Source organism: Nocardioides sp. NBC_00368, assembly GCF_036090055.1.
Lineage (GTDB): Bacteria > Actinomycetota > Actinomycetes > Propionibacteriales > Nocardioidaceae > Nocardioides.
The window spans coordinates 957,852-976,938 of record NZ_CP107970.1; the positions used below are offsets into that span (position 1 = coordinate 957,852).

The following is a 19,087-nucleotide window of genomic DNA, read 5'->3' on the forward strand; positions in this document are numbered from 1 at the left end:
TGGCCGCGTGACTCGTACTACCCAGGCCTTGGTCGTCGGCTTCCTCGGCGCCGTCCTGCTCCGGCTCTCGCTCGGCGACGGCTATCTGAGGTACGTCACCAGCTGGATGAAGTGGCCGCTGGTCGCCACCGGCGTGGTGCTGCTCGGGCTGACGGTGTGGATGCTGCTGCGTCCGGCGCCGGAGGAGGACGGCGACGACCACGAGGGGCACGAGGGGCACGAGGGACACGGCCACAAGGTCCCGGCGATGACCTGGCTGGCGATCCTGCCCGGCGTGATCGTCTTCGTCGCCAGCCCGCCGTCGCTGGGCGCCTACCTGGCCGAGCGCCGTGCCGACGACCCGGTCGCGGCCGCTCCCGACGCCGAGATCCTGCCGCTGCCGGCCTCGGACGGCCCCGTCGACGTCGAGGTCGCCGAGTTCATGTGGCGAGCCGGGGTCGAGGACGGCTCGACGATCAAGGACCGCGACGTACGCCTCACCGGTTTCGTCAGCACCGACGAGAACGGCAACTGGTACGTCACCCGCATCGCCATCGCGTGCTGCGCCGCCGACGCGAGCGCCTCCCGGGTCCGGGTGGAGGACTACGACGACGCCCCGGAGCGCGACTCCTGGGTCGCGGTCACCGGCCGCTGGGTCGAGGGCACCGCGCCGGGCGGCAAGTCGGAGACGGCCATCGAGGCCTCCTCGGTCGAGCCGCGCGAGGCGCCGGCCAACACCTACCAGTGAGCGAGCGTCAGCGAGTGAACCATGAGCACAACACGCCGCTGCGTCCGTATTCTGGCGCTCGCGCTACGGAAGCGGCGGCGTGAGACGTATGGGCGACCCGAAACGCTCCGGCAACCCCGCCCGACGGGCCGCGGCACAGCGTGAGCGGTCCTGGACCGACCGTCTGCCGCACCCGCCGCGTGCGCTCATCATCGGTGCGCTGATCGCAATCGCGATCGGCGTCGTGGTGCTGACCCGCGACCTCGGTGGCTCCGACGCTCCCGCGGCTGCTCCGCCCGGAGCGGAGTCGTCGGCCGCGCCGGTCGCCTCCGGGCCGGTCGCGTCCCTGGAGGAGTTCTGCGGTGCCGTGCAGACCATGGCGAACGCCCACGCCGCGCAGATGTCCACCCCGAACGACGAGAACGAGACCGCGCTGGGCCTGGCGGCGACGAGCCTGCAGTCGATGGGTGTCCCGGAGGGCACCCCGGCGGCTGCCGTCGAAGGCGTGCGGATGATGGTCGAGGACGCGCTGCGCACCGGTCGCGGCGAGGACCCGCTCGAGCGCAGCGAGGCCCAGAACATGGCCTACGAGCGACTCGGGGAGTTCCTCACCGAGACCTGCGGCACGGCGGGCTAGGGATACCCGGTCGACCGGGTATCCCTGGACTTGTCGGGTGTTTCAGTGCCTGACAAGTCCAAGTTTTCCCGGTCAACCGGGTATTCATGGGGCTGGTGTGACTCGCTGCCCCATCAGGAGCTCAGGCGGCGGAGCAGGACGACCGCGTCCTCGAGCGTGGCCGGCTCGCCGGACGGGCTGGTCACGGCACGGTGCCGGTGCTCGAGGACGACCGTGTCCCAGGCGTCCTCGGACAGGTCGAGCTCCGCCAGCTCCTCCTTGGCGTCTAGGAAGCGGTGCTCGTGGGCCGCGGCGTCGGCCCACGGCGGCGCCGCGGCGTGCGAGGTGATCAGCAGGTGGCCGCCGGGGTTCACCAGATCGGCGGCCCGGCGCAGGATGGCGGTGCGGGGCAGCTCGACGGGGGAGTGGAAGAAGCTCGCGGTGACCAGGTCGTAGCCCCTGTCCAGGACGGCCGGGTCGGAGAGGTCGGAGACGACGAACCTGGCCCGTTCCTCGGCCAGTCCGGCCGCCCGCGCGGCCTCCTTGCCGCGACTGACCGCGTTCGCGGAGATGTCGATGCCGGTGGCCTGCCAGCCGTGCTGGGCCAGCCAGATGACGTCGGCGCCCTCGCCGGAGCCCAGGTCGAGCGCGGTCCCGGGCTCGAGGTCGGCGGCGATGTCGCCGAGCACGGTGTTGACCTTGCCGGACCAGATCCGGTCACTGCCGGCGTACCTCTCCTGCCAGAAGTCCACCGGCGCGGTCCCGGACGCGGCGCGGTCGAAGTCGTCGGTCACCAGGGTCGCGTTCACGAAGCTGCCGGCCATCGTGCCTGCGCTCATGCTGATCGGGACGTTGGCCATCGGGTTGGAGACGTTGCCGACCGCCCAGATCCGGTCGCTGCTGGTCTTGCCGGTCGCGTCGACGGCGAGGAAGCTGCCGACCGGGGTGTCGGTGCGCTCGAGGCCGAGGTGGGTCAGGAAGCCGTCGTGCGGGCGCAGAGCGCCGGCGGTGAAGATGGCGCCGACCTCGGTGGTCGACCCGTCCGCGGTACGCACCGCGGTGACCTGGTCACCCTCGCCGACGACCTCGACGACGGGGTCCGGCACGAGCGTGATCCCACGCGCCAGCAGCCGCCGCTCGTCCGCCTCCTCGATCTGGCCGAGGCCGGCGGTGAAGACGACGACGTCGTCGCTCCACTGCCGGATCAGCTGTGCCTGGTGCATGCCGAGCGGCGAGGTGGTCAGTACGCCGATCCGCCGGTCGCGCACCTCCCAGCCGTGGCAGTAGGGGCAGTGCAGCACGGTGGCGCCCCAGCGCTCGGCGAGACCCGGGATGTCGGGGAGGTCGTCGGTGACGCCGGTCGCGACGATCGCGATCCGGGCGGCGAGCCGCTCGCCGTCCTCGAGGAGGACGCTCACGCCCTCCTCGCTCTCATCGAGGCGGGCGACGCGGCCGGAGCGGATCCCCACGTCGTACGCAGCCAGCTCCTCGCGCCCCTTGCGCAGCAGCTCCGCGGGGTCGATGCCCTCGTGGCCGAGGACGCCGTGCATGTGTGTCGTGAAGCGGTTGCGGGGAAGGCCGGAGTCGACCACGAGGGTCCGGCGGCGGGAACGGCCCAGCATGAGGGCCGCGGAGAGTCCGGCGGCGCCGCCGCCGATGACGATCACGTCGAGGTGTTCTGAGTGTGTGTTCATGCCATCCAGTTCAGTGGCACAATGAAAGAACGGCAAGGGTTCTTGCTGAAATGGCAAATGGGAGATGGAGCACATGATCGACGAGCTCAAGCAGGTCGGACCGCGGATCCGGGCGATCCGGCACAGCAAGGGGTGGACGCTCGAGCAGCTGGCCGCGATGGCGGAGATGTCGCCGAGCACGCTGTCCCGGCTCGAGTCGGGTAAGCGGCAGGCGAGCCTCGAGCTGCTGATCCCGTTGACCCGCCACCTCGGAGTCGGCCTCGACAGCCTGGTGACGCCGTCGGTGCCGGACCCGCGGGTTCGCCGGCCGGTGGTCCGCCGCGACGGAATGGAGATCGCGCCGCTGACTCCTGAAGGGTCACCGGTGAGCACCTTCAAGATCACCTACGAGCCGGTGACCGAGGTGCCGGAGCCACGGGTGCACGACGGCTACGAGTGGCTCTACGTCATCTCCGGGAAGCTGCGGCTGCTGCTGGGCGATCGTGACCTGGTGCTGACCCGTGGCGAGGCCGCCGAGTTCGACACCCGGGTGCCGCACGCGATGTTCGCGACCGGCTCGCGCCCGGCGCAGGTGCTGAGCATCTTCAACAGCGACGGCGTGCGCATGCACACCCACACCGCCGAGGGGTGATGCTCGCCTCGATGTGAGCGACTGCCACCCGGTGTGTAAGATGAGAATCGTTATCATTAGCCACAGCGGGAGGTCCCCATGAAGCAAGGCATCCACCCCGTCTCCGGGCCGGTCGTCTTCCGCGACCGCTCGGCGGACAAGCTCTTCCTGATGCGGTCGACGCTCGTCGAGCGTCTCGCCGCCGACCACGAGCGCGTCACCTGGGAGAACGGCGAGACCTACCCGGTCGTCGACGTCGATGTCTCCAGTGCCAGCCACCCGTTCTGGACCGGGCGCGGCCGCGTGGTCGACACCGAAGGACGGGTCGAACGGTTCAAGCGTCGCTACGGGCGCGGCTGATGAGCGCGCCCCGGCCGCGGTCGGCCCGCAACCTGTCCCGCCCCAAGGTGCCGGTGATCCTGGTCAGCGGGGTCGAGGAGGGCGCGATGCTCTCGGCGACGATCTCGCTGCAGTTCGGCCTCCCCGACGCGGTCACGGTCCGTCACGTCATCGACCCCGAGCGCCAGCTCCTCACCCGCGTCGTCAGCGACGTCACCGGGGTGATCGAGCACGAGGAGATCAACCTCGCTCATGCCTGCGTCGCCTGCGCGATCCGCGAGGACATCGTGCCGACGCTCGAGCGTCTCGCGGCCCAGGGACGCTGGGGGAGCATCGTGGCCTGCCTGCCGGTCGCCGCCGAGGCGGTCCAGGTCTGCCGGGTGCTCGCCTGGGCGCCGCGGATGGCGCCCCACATCGGCATCTCCGCCGTCGTCGCGGCGCTCGAGGGCACGACGGTGGCCGAGGACCTGCTCGGTCCCGACCTCCTCGACGAGCGCGGTCTGGCCACCTCCGAGGACGATCGCCGCGGCGTGGCAGAGGTCGCCAGTGCGATCGTGGAGTACGCCGACGTCGTCTGCATCACCGAGGCCCCCGAGCCGGAGGAGGAGTCGCTGGTGGCGACCCTCGCCCGGCCGCGTACGCCGGTGGTGACCGACCCCTCGCTCCTGGACGCCGCCGGCCTGGTCGCCGGTGTGCACCGCCACCACGCGGTGGAGGCATGGGTCGCCGAGGTGCGCCGCAACGAGCTGCCGCCGCTGCCCGAGGGTGGTGCGTGGCGGCTCGACCTGCGCTCCGACCGTCCGATCCATCCGATCCGGTTCCAGGACGAGCTGGAGATCCTCGGCGGCGGCCCGCGCCGCTCGCGCGGCTGCTTCTGGGTGCCGACCCGGCCCGACGACATCTGCGTGTGGGACGGCGCCGGCGGTCAGGCGAGCGTCGGCTCGACCCAGAAGTGGGGTCGTACCGATCGGCTCACCCGGATCGTCGTGGTCGGCATCGACGACGAGGCGGACGAGATCCCGCGCGCCTTCGAGCGCGCCCTGCTCACCGACCAGGAGATCGCCCAGCGCGGTCAGATCTGGGAGGAGTCCTGGGACGGTCTGGAGGACTGGCTCGGCCCCATCGGTCGTGCCGCCTGACCCGGACTGTCGACAACCATCAGAAGGAGGCCGCCATGGCCGTACCCAAGCGCAAGATGTCGCGCAGCAACACCCGTCACCGCCGGTCGAGCTGGAAGGCGACCCCGGTCGCCCTTGTGCCCGTGACCGTCGACGGACAGACCTACGACGTGCCCCGGCGCCTGGTCCGCGCCGTCCAGCGCGGGCTGATCGATCCCGCCAAGGCCCGCTGACCCGAATCCCCGAAAGGCTCACCCCATGCCCAAGCGCCCGTCCGCGCCCGTCCGCAAGCGCCGCAAGCCGCTGCTCGATCCCGGTGTCACCGATGTCGACTACAAGGACGTGCAGCTGCTGCGTACGTTCATCTCCGACCGCGGCAAGATCCGCTCCCGACGTGTCACGGGGCTGACCCCGCAGCAGCAGCGCGCGGTCACCAAGGCCGTCAAGAACGCCCGCGAGATGGCCCTGCTGCCCTACACCAGCACCAAGGGCTGAGAGAGGAACCCCATCATGAAGGTCGTCAACTCCATCCGTTCGCTGAAGAACCAGCCGGGCTCGCAGGTCGTGCGCCGTCGCGGCCGGGTCTACGTGATCAACAAGCTGAACCCACGGCTGAAGGCTCGTCAGGGCTGATCAATCGCGCCGACGGCGCCGAGTCCCCGGAATCGGGGGCTCGGCGCCGTCGTGCGTCGAGAACCATGATCAACAGACCGCGGCCCGGAGCGCGGCGAGCGTCAGCGTTCCTCGCGGAACTCGACGTGGCGCCGCACCACCGGGTCGTACTTGCTCAGCACGAGCCGGTCAGGAGTGTTCCGGCGGTTCTTCTTGCTGATGTACGTGTAGCCCGTACCCGCGGTGGAACGGAGCTTGATCTTGGGGCGTACGTCCGATGACCTGCTTGCCATGCTCAACCTCTAACTGTAATGAGAACGGTTATCACTTAATCATAGCGCTACGCCCAAGGGCAGCCGAGTGTCTAACCGGTTTGGTGATGATAACGATTCTCAACTAGGTTGTGGGCCCTCCTGACTGGAAGGCAACAACATGATCACCCGCCCCCACCTGCGTGGCGCCGCGGCGCTCGCCGCCGTCGCGCTCGCCGCGACGGCCTGCGGCTCCTCGCAGTCCGCCGCCTCCGACGCCCTGAGGATCGCCGGGCCGTTCGAGATCCACAGCCTCGAGCCGTCCTCGGACGGCTACTTCTTCACCCGGCTCCACGTCACCGAGACGCTGGTCACGGCCGACGTGGAGGGGAACCTCGTCCCGGGCCTCGCCACCGCGTGGTCGGCCGACGAGGCGAACAAGATCTGGACCTTCGAGCTCGCCGACGGCGTCGAGTTCCACGACGGCAAGCCGATGACGCCCGAGAACGTCGTCGCCGTGCTCCAGAAGATGGCCGCCGACGCCGCCAGTCCGCTCGCCGATGTCGGCGTCGAGACGATCCGTGCCGACGGGAGCTCGGTGGTGATCGAGCTCAGCGAGCCGAACGTGTCGGTTCCCGCGACGCTGTCCCACTACAGCACCGGCATCCTGGCTCCGTCGTCCTACGACGCGGACGGGAAGGTCGAGAAGGTCATCGGGACCGGTCCGTACGAGGTCGCCGAGGTGTCGCTTCCCTCCCGCATCGAGACCGTACGCGTCGCCGACTGGCGAGGCGTTGAGCCCGACGTCGAGAAGGTCTCGTTCCAGGCGGTCGGCCGGGCCGAGAGCCGTGCGGTCATGGCCACCGGCGGCCAGGCAGACGTGGTCTTCGGTCTCGAGCCTGCCGGCCGCGAGCGCGTGGAGAGCACCGACGGCGTGGACATGGTCTCCGCCCTGCAGCCGCGCACCATCCTGATGAAGATGAACGCCGCTGATCCAGCCCTGAAGGACGTACGTGTCCGGCAGGCGATCAGCATGGCGCTCGACCGCGAGTCGATCGCCGAGGCGGTCCTGCGGGAGAAGGACATCGCCGCGACCCAGCTGCTGACTCCGACGCTGGCGGACTGGGACGCGGAGCTCGAGCCACTGACGTACGACGCCGAGCAGGCGAAGGCGCTGCTGGCCGAGGCCGGGTGGAAGGCCGGCGCCGACGGCACCGTCGCCAAGGACGGGAAGCCGCTCACGCTCGAGCTGCTGACCTACCCGGACCGTCCGGAGCTGCCCGCGCTGGCCACCGCGATCCAGGCCGAGCTGAAGAAGGTGGGCGTGCAGGTCGACGTCGAGGTCACGAACTCCAGCGAGGTGCCGGCCAAGCACGGCGACGGCAGTCTGCAGATGGCCCTCGTCGCCAAGTCCTTCGCGCTGATCTCCGACCCGCTGCCGACCGTGGCCGACACCTTCGCCGAGGGCGGCTCCGACTGGGGCACCATGGGGTGGAGCGACCCGGCTGTCGACGAGGCCGTGGCCGCGCTGATGGCCGGCGCCGAGGGTGAGGAGGCAGCCCAGCACCGCCGGACGATCGTGACGACCGCCCAGGAGCAGCTGCCGCTGGTCCCGGTCTCCTGGTACCGGATGAACGCCGCTGTCAGCGACCGCGTCGAGGGCTTCCAGATCGACGCGCTCGAGACCAGCTGGCGGATCACCGACATCGAGCTGGCCGGATGACCCGCCTCGGGGGTGTGATCGCCCGCCGCGGCGCCCAGGCGCTGGCCGTGGCGATCGGCGTCTCGGCGCTCTGCTTCGTGATCACCCAGCGGCTGCCGGGGGACATCGCCTACCGGATCGCCGCGGGGCGCTACGGCTACGACATGGTCGACGCCGACGCTGCCGCCTCGGTCCGTGACGAGCTCGGGCTCGACCGGCCGCTGTGGCAGCAGCTGGGGGAGTGGGTCGCCGACCTGCTCCGGCTCGACCTGGGCCGGTCCCTGGTCACCTCCCAGCCGGTCCTGACCGAGGTGAGCCACTACCTGGCCGCCACGCTCCAGCTGGCGGTGCTCTCGATCGTGATCGCGGTGATCGTCGGTGCCGGGATCGGTGTCGTCGCTGCCCGTCGGCCCGGTGGCTTCGCCGACCGGTTCTCGTCGCTGTGGGTGGCCGGCGTACGCGCCGTGCCGCCGTTCCTGCTCGGTCTGCTGCTGATGATCGTGCTCTCGGCCCAGCTGGGGCTCTTCCCGGCGGTCGGGCACGGTGACGGTGGCATCGTCCTTCCGGCGCTGACCCTCGGGCTGAGCCTGTCCGGGCTCATCGCCCGGGTGACCCGTGACGCGGTGGTGGAAGTCCGTGGCTCGGCCTACGTGGAGTTCGCGCTGACCAAGGGGCTGCCCGAGAGGTGGGTGCTGGTGCGCCACGTGCTGCGCAACGCGGCCGTCTCGCTGGTGCCCTACCTCGGCGTGCAGTTCGTCGTGCTCATCGAAGGAGTCGTCGTGGTGGAGAGCCTCTTCGCCTGGGACGGGCTGGGCCACTCGCTGGTGCATGCCGTCTTCTGGCGAGACATCCCGGTGCTGCAGGCGTCGGCCCTCGTGCTGGCGCTGCTGATCGTGCTGGTCAACACGCTGGTCGACCTGGCGGTGCTGGGTCTCGACCCGCGGCCGCGGGGACGGGCGGTGACGGCATGAGCATGTTGATGCTGGAACAGACCGTCGGAGCTCGTCCGGTGCGCTCATCTCGACAAGCTCGATACATCGCCTGGACACGGATCGCGTCGCTGGTGGGGCTCGGGCTGATCATCGCGTTCGCGCTGGTCGGGCCCCTGGTGCTGCCCGATCCGGCGGCGCAGGATCTGGCTCGTTATCTGCAGCCGCCGTCGGTCGCCGACCCGCTGGGGACCGACGACTACGGCCGTAGCGTCGCCTCCCGCGTCGCCCACGCGACCCGCGTCTCCCTGCTGCTCGCGGCCGTCTGCGTCGCCACGGCGCTGATCCTCGGCTGCGTCGCCGGTGTGCTGTCGGCGTGGTTCGGCGGCTGGGTCGATGCGCTGCTCCGCTCGATCTCGGAGGCCTTCGTCGCTGTCCCGGCGCTGCTCGTGGTGCTGCTGGTCTCGGCGCTGGCCGCGCCTGGATCGATGGTCGCCCTCTACGTCGGCCTCGCGCTCGTGCAGTGGGTGGAGTTCTTCCGGGTGGTGCGCGCGCGCAGCGCCCTGGTGCTCGGCTCGCCCGCCGTGGAGGCCGCCGGGCTGTTGCAGCTCGGCTGGCCCCATGTCGTACGCCGCCACCTCTGGCCGGCCCTCCGGCCGCTCCTGGTGACACTGTCCTCGCTGGGCATGGTCACCTCGATCCTGGCGATGTCGACCCTCGGCTTCGTCAAGGTCGGGCTGCAGCCGCCGCGGGCGGAGCTCGGACTGATGATCACCGAGTCGTTCCCGTTCTACGACGCGGCGCCGTGGATGCCGCTGGCGCCGGTCGCGGTGCTGTTCTGCCTGACCGTCTGCCTGCTCGGGCTGCGATCGAATGAGGAGGGGCGATGAACCTGAAAGCCACCGGAGTGGTCGTACGCACCGGGTCGCTCGTCCTCGCCGACGTACCCGACGTCCACATCGAGGCCGGCAAGCCGCTCTCGATCGTCGGGGAGAGCGGGTCGGGGAAGTCGGTCCTGGCCCATGCCCTGATGGGTACGCTGCCGCCCGAGCTGTCGGCGGTCGGCGCCCTGGCGATCGGGGACGCCTCCTTCGACCTGGCCGAGCGGGACTCGCGACGCACGCTGTGGGGTCGCGAGGTCGCCCTGCTCCCGCAGGAGCCGGCGCTCGCGCTCGACCCGACGATGCGGGTGCGGGCTCAGGTCGCCGAGGGCGTCGCCGGCTGGAGACCGCGAAGCGCCGGTGCGCTCGAGGCGGCCGACACGCGTCTCGGCCAGGTGGGTCTGGCCGGTGCCGGCTCGTCCTATCCGCACACCCTCTCGGGTGGGATGGCCCAGCGGGTGGCGTACGCCGCGGCCACCGTCGGTGGCGCGAAGGTGCTGATCCTGGACGAGCCGTCCAAGGGCCTCGATCGGGCGTCGGTCGACCAGCTCGCCGACCTGCTCCTTGCTCATCTCGACGAGGGCGGGCTGCTGCTCACGATCACTCACGACCTGCGGCTGGCTCGCCGGCTCGGCGGCGAGGTGATGGTCATGCGGGAGGCCGCTGTGGTCGAGTCGGGTCCGGTCGAGGTCGTGCTCACCTCGCCGGCGCAGGACTACACCAAGCGGCTGCTCGCGGCGGAGCCGGTGCACTGGAGACACCCGTGGATGCGGACCGGTGCTCCGGACGACGGCGACGTGCTCGTCCGGGCCGAGGCCATCTCGAAGTCCTACGCCCACACGGCGGTCTTCGACGGCGTCGACCTCGAGGTCCACGCGGGCGAGCGGGTCGCGATCACCGGGCCCAGCGGTGCCGGCAAGACGACGCTCGGCAACGCGTTGCTCGGGCTGACCAGGGTCGACAGCGGGTCGGTGACGTACGGCCAGGGCATGGGGAGGGGCCGGATGCAGAAGCTCTACCAGGACCCGGCGCTGTCGTTCCCGCAGCGGGTCAGCCTGGAGAAGGCGATGGGCGACGTGATGCGGCGCCACGGCATCGAGGCGCCGCAGGTCGAGGCGATGCTGGAGCGGCTCGGGCTGCCGTACGAGATCCTGAGGCGTCGTCCCGGGCAGGTCTCGGGTGGTGAGCTGCAGCGGATCGCGGTCGTGCGGGCGATGCTGCCGAGGCCGTCGCTGGTCTTCGCCGACGAGGCGACGTCACGGCTCGACCTGGTCACCCAGGAGCAGACGGTCGACGCGCTCATGAGCGAGGTCTCCGAATCGGGGGCCGCACTGTTGCTGGTCACCCACGACACCGACCTGTCGGCGGCCCTCGCCGACCGGGAGATCGCCCTGTGAAGTAGGTGGGGAGAAATGCGGGAAGGGCCGGATCGAATCGATCCGGCCCTTCTTGTGTGTCCACGGGACTCAGCCCTTGGCGACCCGCTCCTTGAAAGCGGAGCCGGCCTTGAACGCCGGGCCCTTCGAGGCCGGGATCTTGATCTCGGCGCCGGTCTGCGGGTTGCGGCCGGTGCGAGCCGAGCGCTCGCGCGACTCGAACGTACCGAAGCCGGGCAGCGTGACCTTGTCGCCACCAGCGACGGCCGCGCTGATCGCCTCGATGGCAGCACCCAGGGCGGCGGAGGCCTGCGTCTGGGTGATCTCGGCCTGCTTGGCGATTTCGCTCACCAGGTCGGTGCGGTTCATGCGATCTCCTTTAATCGTTGATCCGAGCCGCAAAGGTTGACGAGATGCGGCTCGTCGCCAGCGTAGGCCAGACCTGCGGATCTTCAACCTTTACGCGCCGCGTGTCCCGCGTCGTTACGGGCTCTGCGGGGGTTTGCGGGGTCTGCGGAGGGCTCGGACGGCACGATGTCGACGACCCGGTCCATCGCGGCGAGGGTCTGGTGGCGATGGGAGACCACCAGCATCGTGGCAGGGACGGTGCCGAGCAGGTCGGTGACCAGCCGGGCGGAGGCTTCGTCGAGGTCCGCGGTCGGCTCGTCCAGGATCAGGATCCGCGGGCGGTGCAGGACGGCACGCGCCAGCCGTAGCCGGGCCCGCTGCCCGCCGCTGAGGCGGAGGCCGCCCTCGCCGATGTGGCTCCCCGGCGTGACCGTGCCCGCGAGCCCGAGGCGGGCGAGCAGGTCCTCGATCTCGGCGTCGGTCGTCGACGGGGCGGCGACGGCCTCGCGCACGGTGCCGCTGAACAGGGCGCCGTCCTGCTCGACGGTGGCCAGCGCGGCTCGCAGGTCGGCGTCGTCGACCGCCGAGATCGCCACCTGGCCCGAGTCGGAGTCCGACAACGCGATGGTGCCGGTGTCCGGGTCCCAGAGCCGGCTCGCGAGGGCCACCACGGTGGACTTGCCCGCCCCCGAGGCTCCGCGGAGGCCCACGTGCTCCCCGGGGGCGATGCTCAGGTCGAACCCGTCGAGCACCCGGCGGTCGTCGTAGCCGAAGCCCACCTCGCCCATCGTGAGACCGAGCGGTCCCTCGGGCAGGGCGGCCACCGGGGTGTCGCGGGTGAGCGCGGCCGGGCGGGCGAGCTCCTCGCCGACCCGGGCGGCGGCAGCACGCAGGGCGGGCAGCCGGGCGCAGGTGGCGGCCGCGTCCGCGACCGGTGCGACCGTCGCGAGCGCGAGGACGACCAGGGCGGCGACCTGCTCGGCAGCGACGTCACGGCCGATGACGCCGACCAGCACTCCGACGCCGACGAGCGTCACCGCGGCCTCGCGCGCACCGGCGAGCACGCGATGGGTGGTCTCGAGCCTCCCCGCCGCTCGGGCGGCCGCGGCGCCGGTCTCCCTGATCTGACGGCGCACCGGTCCGTGGATGCCGTAGCCCAGCACCTCGCGCAGGCCGCCGAGCACGTCGACGACACGGTCGGAGAGGGCGCCGGTCGCCTCGACCACCTCGCCTCCGAGCGCCTCCAGACGGCGCCGGCCGAGCGGAACGGTCGAGAGCACGAGCGCGAGCCCGGTGAGGGTGACCAGCGCGAGCACCGGCTCCACGACGGCGAGAACGACCACGCCGAGGAGCGCGTTGACCGCCGCGGCCACGAGCTGGGCCACGGTGTGGGCGTAGAAGAACTCCAGACGCTCGGTGTCGCTCATCGCGGTCGACGCGGCCCGGCCGACGTTCTCGCGACGCCTGGTCGGCAGCGCGACCGCATAGCGGTCGAAGAGCGCCATCCGGAGCCGGGCGAGCACCCGGAACGCGAGCGCGTGGGAGGCGTCCATCTCGCCCCAGGTCAACACTGCCCGGAGAACCACGAGACCGGCCAGCAGTGCCCAGAACCAACCCGGGGGCGCGCTGTGGAGCACGACGGCGTGGCCGACGGCGGCGGCCAGCAGCACCGAGATCGCCCCCAGGCACACCTGGCTGACGACTACGAGCGCGATGGTGGCGGCGATGGCGCGGCGCTCGCCGCGCAGGTGGCCGAGCAGGCCGGTGAGGGGCCGCACGGGCGTGGTCGTGGCGGTCATACGTGGCTCCCGTCGAGCAGTGGGGTGAGCCGCCCGTCGGCGAGCTCGAGGACGCGCTCGACCCCGTCGAGCGACTCCTCGCGATGGGCGACCACGACCACGATGCGGTCGGCGGAGAGCCGTGCGAGCGTGGCGGTGACGGTGCGTGCCGCAGCCGGGTCGAGGGCGCTGGTCGGCTCGTCGGCGAGCAGGACCGGCCGGTCCGAGAGGACGGCCCGGGCCAGCGCGATCCGCTGGCGCTGGCCGCCGGACAGGCTCGCTCCGGCGCTGGCGATCGGGGTGTCGAGGCCCGCGGGGAGGCGGCGTACCTCCTCCTCGATGCCGGCTGCCGCGCACGCCTCCCACAGGTCCGGATCGCTCGCCTCGGGGCGGGAGACGCGGAGGTTCTCGCGCACGGTTCCCTCGAAGAGCACCGGCCGCTGCGAGACCACCGCGACGTCGGAGGTACGCACCGGCCGGTCGCCGAGGAGGACCCGGCCGCTGGTGGCGGAGAGGTGGGTGAGGACCAGGTCGAGGAGGGTGGTCTTCCCGGCGCCGCTCGGGCCGACGACGGCGGTGACCGCGCCGGGCTCGAAGACGGCGCTGACGCCGTCGAGGATCGCCGGCCCGTCGGGGTAGCCGAACGAGACGTCGTCGAGGACGAGCGCCGCTCCTGAGGATGCCGGCCGGTCGTCCTCGGCCGGGCCACGCGGCCCGGTGCCGTGGCCCCTGCCGACGCCGAGCCTTCGCAGCGCCGGGACGGCGGAGGTCCCGAGATAGCCCGCATGCCAGGCGGCGGAGAGGTCCCGGATGGGCCGGAAGACCTCGCTCACCAGCATGAGCGCCAGGTAGAGCTCGGTCGGTGGCACCCCGGAGCCGGTCACGCTGGCCACCAGCGCGAGCCCGGCGGCCGCGACCGTGCCTCCCTGGACGGCGAGGTCGATGAGCGCGGTGTCGAGCAGCGACGTACGCATCACCCGCACCGTCGCGCGGTGCAGGTCCTGGCTTCGCCGGGCCATCCGGGCACGCATCGTCTCGACCTGGCCGAGCAGGCGCAGCGTCGACATCCCGCGGAGGGCCTCGAGCAGGTCGGAGCCCAGGCCCTCGTAGGTGTCCCAGTGGTCGTCCGAGCGTCGGCGCATGAGCTGCTTCCACAGCAGCGGAGCCACCAGCGCGGCGGCGGCCGCCAGCCCGGCAGCGAGGCCGGTGAGCGGGTGGACCAGAACCAGCAGGACGGTCACGACCGGGATCAGCACGAGAGCCTGGGCCAGTGCCGGCAGGTAGCGGGTGACGTACGCGTCGACCCCGTCGACCCCGTCGACGAGCGCCGTTCGCAGGCCGCCGTCGCGCCGGCCGGGGTCGTGCAGGGCCTGCGGCACCAGGACGCCGCGCAGCGCCTCGTCGCGCACCCCGAGGCGTACGTCCTCTCCCAGTCGTGCCGCGGCGCGCACCTGCACCCACGACAGGAGCCAGCGTGCGGCCACGATCGCCCCGATCCACAGAGCTGCCGCCACCGCGCGGGCCTCGTCGCCGTCGACCACCGCGAACAGTCCCTGCGCCAGGGCATAGGCCTGCGGGAGGTAGTTGGCGGTCACCAGGACCTGCAGCCCGACGGTGGTCGCGGCGGGTCCGGGATGTCGCAGCGCGGTGCGCAGCAGCAGGGTGTCGACCATCATCCGTCGGCTCCGTTCTCGAGGATGGCGAGGGCATGGACCAGCGGCGGTGAGCCCGCCGGCGGTGTGCAGAACCCGGAGACGGCACGGACGCCGTGGCCTCGGGCGTTCAGGGCGTAGGTGTGCCGAGCGGCCTCGCGGTGGAGCTGCCACAGCCGGGCGTAGCCGGTGGCGTCCAGACGGTCGGGGCGCTCCCAGGAGATGACACGGTCGGCGCCGAGCACCCAGGACTGGCCGCTCTGCCGGGCCACCTCGGCGACGTCCGGCGGGGTGGCGCCCTGGGAGCAGCGGCGGTCGAAGCGTTCGAGCGCCGGGCTGCGCCGCGAGCTCATCGCGGAGCAGGCGACCTCGTCGAGGCGAGGCGCGAGCGGAAGCCTGATGCGGGCCAGGGCGATCTCGGGTGCGAGGCCACGCTCGAGCCACCACGCCGCCTGGGTCGCCCGAGGCAGGCCGAGAGTGTGGCGGGCGAGCGCGAGATCCGACCAGTCCTCGGGCAGGTGGGCCCCGGGGACCAGCAGCAGCAGCGCCTCGAGCGCGTACGCCGCGTCGGCGACCCACAGCGGCCAGGCCCGGTGACGGTAGCGGCCGAAGGTGCGGCCCGGCTGAACGGTGACGACGATCTCGGCGGGGCCGGGCGGGATCGGGCCGCCGGGATCGAGCCGGCGCACGAGCTGCTCGGTCCCCGGGCGGTAGACGTAGCGCCCCGGCCGGAGGTGGCCGCCACGGCCGGGAGGCACCACCAGGTGCCACTGCACCGGGTAGCAGCCGCCCGCCGAGGGCACTGCGCGGCACGGGACGGTCGTCAGGGTCCCGTCGGGGCGCGCATGGTGGCCACGGGCCCGCCACAGCCGGTGGACGGCCGTCGCTGCCGCGCCGCCGACCTCGACGGGCTCGCCTGGCCAGCGGTTCGCACGCGGCCCCGGCGGCAGCGGAGCGCCCGGGAGGTCGGGGTAGAAGGCGCTCTCGAGGAGCGCCACGCTCGAGGTCATGGTCGGCTGCCGCTCACATGTGCGGCGGCGGGCACAGGGCCAGCGGCTCGTCGGGGTCGGCCGGCGTCCAGCCCCGTCGCCGGGCGGCCTCGCCGAAGCGCGGCATGCCGAGGTAGCGGAACGCGGCGGGGGCGTTCGGCACCAGGCCGGTGACGAAGGTGCGTACGACCCGCAGCGGCGTCTGCGCCACGTCGCGTGTGGTGAGGTCGCGGGTGATGACCCGGTGACCGCCCTCGTGGAGCCGGCGGCGCACCTCGGCGACGTCGGTGGCCGGCACCTCGGAGACGGGCACCGTGCCGAGGGCCGGTGCGGTGAACCGCTCGGCGAGCCGATGCACCCGGGGATCGAGCCAGACCTGGACATGGGCGCCGAGGTCGCGGACGTTCGCGAAGTCCGGGCCCGCGGCGTCGAGGTAGCGGCGGTCCTCACGATGGTCGAGGTAGAGGCCGGGTGCCATCAGTCCGGCGCGCACGGCCTGGAAGACCCAGCCGTCGGCGTCGCGGCAGCCGAGGGTGTAGATCCAGGTGTGGACCGCCTCGAGCACGGCCTTGCGTACGGCCCGCACCGGGTCGGTGGAGGCCGAGAAGCCCGCGGCGTAGACACCCGTCTCCCGGTCGCGCACCAGCGCCGCCATGGCCGGGGCCAGCTCGGTGGGCATCTGGACGACGTGGACGTCGAGGGGCGCTCCCTCCAGGTCGGCACTCAGACCCGGGACCGACGCGGTGTCGATGCCGCGGGCCGGGCCGCCGTGGTGCCACCAGACCTCGAGGGCGTCGCGCTCGACGACCTCGAGAAGCCCGCGGTCGTGGGCGTCGGCTGCGCCCTGCCCGGTGGCGATGCCGGCGTAGTTGAGATGGAAGACGCGGTCCAGGTGGACGAACCGGCGCTGGCGCCAGTTGAGGCCGACGAGGGCGTGCGGCATCCACACGTCGGCCGCCTCCTCGGTGTAGCCGGTGGCCGGCTGCTCGCGGCAGCGGCTCCACAGCGTCGGCACCTGGTCGTCGAGCGCGCGGTAGGGGAAGTCGGGACGGGCGAGCTGATCGGCGCTCCACGAAGGGAGATCATCGAGCTCGATGACAGGTTCGCCCTGGCCCCGCAGCTCGGCCGCGGACCCGAGGCGGAACTCGGCCGGGTCGAGCCCGTCCGGGATGAAGTTCCCGCAGTAGCGCTCGACGCCTTCTGCGATCGCGGCGATCCGGGCCCCGGCGACGTCGCCGAAGGTGGTGCCGAGCGAGACCCGGTCGGCCGGCCAGTCACCGAGCCAGCGTGCGTCGGAGACCTCGGCGGTCAGCGAGGTGTAGCGCAGCGGCGCCCGCTCGGGGCGCAGCACCTCGCGCACCCGCCGGATCAGCCCGGTCTCCTTGTCCACCAGCCGCTCGACGTCCAGCGGCGGCATCGCTGTGGGTGACCCGGTCATGCGTGTCCTCTCTCGGTTGCCGGCGCGGTCGTGGTGACGAGTGCCCGCTCGGACCAGGCCCGGGCGGCGACATCGAGCCGGAGCTCCTGGCCGGGTGCGGGCTCGCCGTCGGTGAGCCAGCGCAGGATGGTGCGGCCGGGGGAGCCGGCAGCGTCGTACGCCGCCCGGAGCGTGGGGTCCGTGGTGCCGAGGTCGTGGCCCCAGGGGCCGCTGACCAGGGCTCTCTCCGCTCCGCTGCGGGAGCCCCACCCGGCGGCCAGCCGGCGGGCGTACGCGTCGAACGGGTCGGCATCGCCGGTGACCACCAGGAGCGGCGCGGTGGCGTCGCCGAAGTGGTCGGCCAGGTCGAGCGCCGGGGTGGACCAGAGCTCAGCGAAGGCGTCCAGGCGCGTCGGCTCCCAGCCGAGACCGGCCGCGGCAGCCATCGGGCCCTCGCGGTCCGCGACTGCGGTCGCGGCCCGGAGGGCCTCGGGCGCCAGCGCGGCCTCGGCCCGGCGGCCGAAGCCGTGGATCGTCCACCAGCCGAGCCGGTCCAGGTGCTGCGGGGTCCCGTCGACGGAGTAGGCGGTCTCGTGGGCGCCGAGCGCAGGCACCAGGGCGACCACCCGGCTCACGCGGCGGTCGGCACGGGCGGTCTCGAGGGCGGTGTGGGCGGCGTAGGAGGCGCCGTAGACCACCACCGGGGTTCGCGGGCAGCGCTGATGCAGGGCGTCGACGGTGTCGACGCCGTCGACGGCCTCGGCGGCGTAGGGCCGCCAGTTGCCGCCGGAGGTGTAGCGGCCGCGTACGTCCTGGACCAGGCAGTCGAAGCCGCGACGGGCCAGCGACCGAGCGAGCGGCAGGTGGGCGTGGGCGTCGTACGGCGTGCGTACGAGCACCACAGCCCGGGCGGCGCCGGTCGCGCGGGCCAGCCAGCCGCCGAGGACCACGCCGTCGCGGGTGCCGACCGGGAAGGGAACGACCTCGGGATGGGTCACCGGGTGGGTCCCTGCGGGCGCGGCGCCGGCTCGTCGAACCCGAGGACCGTGTGGGTACGTTCGCGCGGACCGTCCCCGATGACGCGCAGCAGGCGCCGGTGCTCGGCGACGGCGGGATCCTCGGCCGCCCAGTCCTCCAGGATCGACAGGCAGCGCGCGACCGTGAGCGTCAAGGTCGTTCGGGCCAGCGGCCGGGCGTCGCGGCGGCTGCTCGAGAGCCACGAGGAGAGCTCGGGGGCGGCGGGGGAGGCGGCCAGCCGGCGGCGGCTGACCTGGTCGGGGGTGGCCTCGCTGCCGTCGATGGCGAGCGGGAAGATCAGCATCCGGCCGCCCTCGCGCCGGCCGCGCAGCAGCACCGCTCCGCCGCTGACGAGCTGCCCCAGGTGCTCGTCGGGCTCGGAGCGCTGCGGAGCCTCGCGTACGTCCACGACGGCATCGGCACGCGGAGTCTCCCCGCTTCCGTGGTCGCTCCCGTGGTCGCGTCGGACGTCGGCACCCGAGCGCGCCAGCTCGGCGGCCAGCGCGCGGCTGAGCCGGTCGCGGCCGAGGACGAGCACGCTGCGCCGCCCCTCGGGCCACCGCGAGGCGCGGACCCGCTCCTCGCGTTCGAGCGCGGCGCGGCGTACGCGCAGGAGGTAGCGGTAGGTCGGGACCCGGCCGGGGCGGGGCAGGTCGTGCAGCCGGAGGAAGTCGCCCGAGCCGGTACGCAGCGCCGGCATGTCGGGGGAGAGGCGGACCTCGCCGCGGGCGGCGGGAAGGGGACGCCAGTCGTGTCTGGGGTACATCGGGGCTCCTGGCTGCTCGGTGGTCGATGGTGGGGGAAGGGCCGGGGGCGCCGGGCTCGTCAGCCCGGCGCCCCCGCGATCAGACGGTGGCCAGCTCGCCCGAACGGCACGTGGTGCTCACCCGTCTGCGATCAGTCGAAGGGGTTCTCGACCAGCGCGTTCGAGTGGGAGGCGGACAGGTGCGCCAGCTGCTCGGTGTCCTCGATCTCGCTCACGATGTCGTTGTTCATCGGTATCTCCTCTGTCGGATCGTTTCGACCCGGCATCGCCGGGGCCCGCTGGTGCG

Annotated in this window: 22 protein-coding genes; 12 read left to right on the forward strand and 10 right to left on the reverse strand. The window is 72.6% G+C overall.

Annotated elements, in window-relative coordinates; genetic code table 11:
* Positions 1-7: 7 nt before the first annotated feature.
* Both OG984_RS04480 and OG984_RS04485 read left to right on the forward strand, forming a co-directional pair.
* Positions 8-727, forward strand: a complete 720-nt coding sequence (locus tag OG984_RS04480; RefSeq protein WP_328530440.1) for a TIGR03943 family putative permease subunit — start codon at positions 8-10, stop codon at positions 725-727.
* 79 nt (positions 728-806) lie between these two features.
* Positions 807-1,343, forward strand: coding sequence for a hypothetical protein (locus tag OG984_RS04485; protein WP_328530441.1), 537 nt, complete (start codon positions 807-809; stop codon positions 1,341-1,343).
* 113 nt (positions 1,344-1,456) lie between these two features.
* Here OG984_RS04485 and OG984_RS04490 read toward each other — a convergent pair whose 3' ends face one another.
* Positions 1,457-3,016 (reverse strand): bifunctional NAD(P)/FAD-dependent oxidoreductase/class I SAM-dependent methyltransferase, encoded by a 1,560-nt coding sequence (locus OG984_RS04490; protein WP_328530442.1) that lies wholly within the window; start codon positions 3,014-3,016, stop codon positions 1,457-1,459.
* Between the two features lie 73 nt (positions 3,017-3,089).
* Between OG984_RS04490 and OG984_RS04495 the strand changes: the two genes are divergently transcribed.
* The 6 genes from OG984_RS04495 (at position 3,090) to ykgO (ending at position 5,716) form a co-directional block, all read left to right on the forward strand.
* The gene (locus OG984_RS04495) at positions 3,090-3,647 is read left to right on the forward strand and encodes a helix-turn-helix domain-containing protein (RefSeq protein ID WP_328530443.1); all 558 of its coding nucleotides are present in this window, start codon (positions 3,090-3,092) and stop codon (positions 3,645-3,647) included.
* A gap of 78 nt (positions 3,648-3,725) precedes the next feature.
* Positions 3,726-3,986: a type B 50S ribosomal protein L31 gene (locus tag OG984_RS04500; protein ID WP_328530444.1), complete on the forward strand. Its 261-nt coding sequence runs from the start codon at positions 3,726-3,728 to the stop codon at positions 3,984-3,986.
* Positions 3,986-5,104: a GTP-binding protein gene (locus OG984_RS04505; RefSeq protein WP_328530445.1), complete on the forward strand. Its 1,119-nt coding sequence runs from the start codon at positions 3,986-3,988 to the stop codon at positions 5,102-5,104. The genes OG984_RS04500 and OG984_RS04505 overlap by 1 nt, the downstream gene beginning before the upstream one ends.
* Before the next feature lie 35 nt (positions 5,105-5,139).
* Positions 5,140-5,316, forward strand: a complete 177-nt coding sequence (gene rpmF / locus OG984_RS04510; protein ID WP_328530446.1) for a 50S ribosomal protein L32 — start codon at positions 5,140-5,142, stop codon at positions 5,314-5,316.
* A 25-nt stretch (positions 5,317-5,341) separates the two neighbouring features.
* Positions 5,342-5,578 carry a 30S ribosomal protein S18 gene (gene rpsR / locus OG984_RS04515; RefSeq protein ID WP_328530447.1) on the forward strand — a complete coding sequence of 79 codons (237 nt, stop codon included), beginning with the start codon at positions 5,342-5,344 and terminating at the stop codon, positions 5,576-5,578.
* Between the two features lie 15 nt (positions 5,579-5,593).
* Positions 5,594-5,716, forward strand: a complete 123-nt coding sequence (gene ykgO / locus OG984_RS04520; protein ID WP_045547214.1) for a type B 50S ribosomal protein L36 — start codon at positions 5,594-5,596, stop codon at positions 5,714-5,716.
* Between the two features lie 101 nt (positions 5,717-5,817).
* Here the strand turns inward: ykgO and rpmG are convergent, their stop codons facing one another.
* Entirely contained in the window at positions 5,818-5,988 is a 171-nt protein-coding gene (rpmG, locus tag OG984_RS04525) for a 50S ribosomal protein L33 (RefSeq protein WP_328530448.1), read from the reverse strand.
* A gap of 139 nt (positions 5,989-6,127) precedes the next feature.
* Between rpmG and OG984_RS04530 the strand changes: the two genes are divergently transcribed.
* Genes OG984_RS04530 through OG984_RS04545 form a run of 4 tightly spaced genes read left to right on the forward strand, consistent with a single transcriptional unit; the run spans position 6,128 to position 10,855 of the window.
* On the forward strand, positions 6,128-7,669 hold the full coding sequence (locus OG984_RS04530) for an ABC transporter substrate-binding protein (protein WP_328530449.1): 1,542 nt from the start codon (positions 6,128-6,130) through the stop codon (positions 7,667-7,669).
* Positions 7,666-8,619 carry an ABC transporter permease gene (locus OG984_RS04535; RefSeq protein ID WP_328530450.1) on the forward strand — a complete coding sequence of 318 codons (954 nt, stop codon included), beginning with the start codon at positions 7,666-7,668 and terminating at the stop codon, positions 8,617-8,619. The genes OG984_RS04530 and OG984_RS04535 overlap by 4 nt, the downstream gene beginning before the upstream one ends.
* A complete protein-coding gene (locus OG984_RS04540) occupies positions 8,616-9,467 on the forward strand; it encodes an ABC transporter permease (RefSeq protein WP_328530451.1) in 852 nt (283 codons plus the stop codon). The genes OG984_RS04535 and OG984_RS04540 overlap by 4 nt, the downstream gene beginning before the upstream one ends.
* Entirely contained in the window at positions 9,464-10,855 is a 1,392-nt protein-coding gene (locus OG984_RS04545; protein WP_328530452.1) for an ABC transporter ATP-binding protein, read from the forward strand. The genes OG984_RS04540 and OG984_RS04545 overlap by 4 nt, the downstream gene beginning before the upstream one ends.
* A gap of 69 nt (positions 10,856-10,924) precedes the next feature.
* On the opposite strand, the gene OG984_RS04550 is transcribed toward OG984_RS04545, so the two are convergent.
* The 8 genes from OG984_RS04550 to amiA all read right to left on the reverse strand — a co-directional run bounded on the left by OG984_RS04550 (position 10,925) and on the right by amiA (position 19,031).
* Entirely contained in the window at positions 10,925-11,290 is a 366-nt protein-coding gene (locus OG984_RS04550) for an HU family DNA-binding protein (protein ID WP_442940953.1), read from the reverse strand.
* A complete protein-coding gene (locus OG984_RS04555; protein WP_328530453.1) occupies positions 11,287-12,981 on the reverse strand; it encodes an ABC transporter ATP-binding protein in 1,695 nt (564 codons plus the stop codon). The genes OG984_RS04550 and OG984_RS04555 overlap by 4 nt, the downstream gene beginning before the upstream one ends.
* Positions 12,978-14,636, reverse strand: coding sequence for an ABC transporter ATP-binding protein/permease (locus OG984_RS04560; RefSeq protein WP_328530454.1), 1,659 nt, complete (start codon positions 14,634-14,636; stop codon positions 12,978-12,980). The genes OG984_RS04555 and OG984_RS04560 overlap by 4 nt, the downstream gene beginning before the upstream one ends.
* Positions 14,633-15,622 carry a hypothetical protein gene (locus OG984_RS04565; protein WP_328530455.1) on the reverse strand — a complete coding sequence of 330 codons (990 nt, stop codon included), beginning with the start codon at positions 15,620-15,622 and terminating at the stop codon, positions 14,633-14,635. Before OG984_RS04565 ends, OG984_RS04560 begins: the two co-directional genes overlap by 4 nt.
* Positions 15,623-15,635: 13 nt before the next feature.
* Positions 15,636-17,039, reverse strand: coding sequence for a YcaO-like family protein (locus OG984_RS04570; protein WP_328530456.1), 1,404 nt, complete (start codon positions 17,037-17,039; stop codon positions 15,636-15,638).
* Positions 17,036-18,016 carry a CocE/NonD family hydrolase gene (locus OG984_RS04575; RefSeq protein WP_328530457.1) on the reverse strand — a complete coding sequence of 327 codons (981 nt, stop codon included), beginning with the start codon at positions 18,014-18,016 and terminating at the stop codon, positions 17,036-17,038. Before OG984_RS04575 ends, OG984_RS04570 begins: the two co-directional genes overlap by 4 nt.
* Entirely contained in the window at positions 18,013-18,801 is a 789-nt protein-coding gene (locus OG984_RS04580) for a hypothetical protein (protein WP_328530458.1), read from the reverse strand. Before OG984_RS04580 ends, OG984_RS04575 begins: the two co-directional genes overlap by 4 nt.
* A 131-nt stretch (positions 18,802-18,932) precedes the next feature.
* Entirely contained in the window at positions 18,933-19,031 is a 99-nt protein-coding gene (gene amiA / locus OG984_RS04585; protein WP_246321463.1) for a streptamidine family RiPP, read from the reverse strand.
* Positions 19,032-19,087: the final 56 nt, after the last annotated feature.